Raw genomic sequence first — 1,455 nt, 5'->3', positions numbered from 1 at the left:
AGTGTTAGGGTGATTGCGATTTGGCGTACCATTTTTTGTACTCCCTTGATCKYATTAGAACGTGSGGCTTTGRGCTTCTGTTCCCCTGAAGGTTCACGCACCAGGTACGCTCCCGGACTTCGGCGGCGTAGGACAGCGGCCGGTGGAAACGCGCTGATGAGTCTCTGTGAGGCTGCCCGCCCGCAAAGGCCGCTTGTTTAATTGTGACTTTCCGTTCCAGCTGCCATACAGTTCCCTTGGTAGCTGCCCGGAAGGAACGACCAAATATGGCCTTTACTGTYATCYGSTATGGAAGACAGGGCATCGTCGACAAGGAAATGTTCGACGCYGAGAAAWCGGCAAAAGATGTCGACAAGGCAAACGGCACGGTCGTTCTTAGCCATGCGGAGAACTAGAGAAAGTGCCCGTTTTGTGCGGCAGGCCCGCCGCAGGTCCAACCGATAAGGCCAGAGCGACCCGCCGAAGGTGAATAGCCGTGGAACTTTGTACGGAAATAACCAACGATGACGGCAGCGGAACACATTTCGGACCATCGACGTTTATTGCATCGGTCGGTGCCTGTGTCACTCGTGCCGGCCTCTCTGTCAAATGGCCCGCTGCCAACCCTGGCGGCGGGCTTTTCGGCTGGAGGGCTTGGATGCAGCGGCCCGGCACCCTCTCTGTTGGGATGTGGCTAGGGGTACCGGGCCTAGCTGACGGGGGTGCTTGTGAGAACACCGCCGCCGGCTGGGCTCTTATGCGCTTGTGCTAATGCAAAGTGAAGCATCGTGATTGCGGAAGGCTAGCGCGCCGATTGTTTCTTGGCGTATGCGGCGACTGCACAGAGGAAAGCCAATGCGGCGGCATCGCACGCGGGCCGAGACGGGCCTTTTGCGAAAAGAACGGCGTCCGCAGCTGGGATCGTCAGGCCATGCTTTTTGGCGAAAGCGCTAACCTCGTAAGGCTGATCATCTTCAGCTGGTTGGCCGATGCCGAAATCATAATTCATGCGACTACTTCCTCCCAATTCGCTACCTTTTTCTTCTCACCCTGAGGCAAAATTAACAGCCGAGCTAGCGCGTGAGTCTAGCAATTAGCGATTGTGTAAAACGATATACTCTGGACCACTCCTACACCTTGTTGTTGTCTCCACGGTCTTCAGGCGCCCCCCGTCCGTCTCGCTTCCTCGTCGATCATCCGGACCGGCAGATAGGCGTTCGTTTCCAGCCACTCGCGCAATACGATCTGAATCAAATCCGGCCTGCCAATTCCCATCTCACCGGCAATGGGGTTCAGCGCATCCTCCGTCGCCGGCTCCAGCGSCACACCCGMRAYGKTCCGGAGCATCAGGGCAGCACGTCGAAGAATTATTTGCAGATCCGCCCGGGACACGTCCGCAATGCGGTCGGCGGCGTTCTCATGCTCTTCGGCGGTAGAGAGCCGTGTTATGCCGTCGGCCTTTCGAACATGGCAAGT

At 57.3% G+C, this 1,455-nt stretch carries 2 protein-coding genes; both read right to left on the bottom strand.

What is annotated here, in order from left to right:
• Positions 1–781: 781 nt before the first annotated feature.
• On the bottom strand, positions 782–988 hold the full coding sequence (locus tag ACXJ7R_RS32465; protein WP_457155369.1) for a hypothetical protein: 207 nt from the start codon (positions 986–988) through the stop codon (positions 782–784).
• Between the two features lie 149 nt (positions 989–1,137).
• The coding region (locus ACXJ7R_RS32460; protein WP_457155368.1) for a CopG family transcriptional regulator at positions 1,138–1,455 on the bottom strand (318 nt) is incomplete at its 5' end.

The organism is Mesorhizobium sp. P5_C1, assembly GCF_054049815.1.
This window is presented reverse-complemented; position numbering and strand designations above follow the sequence as displayed.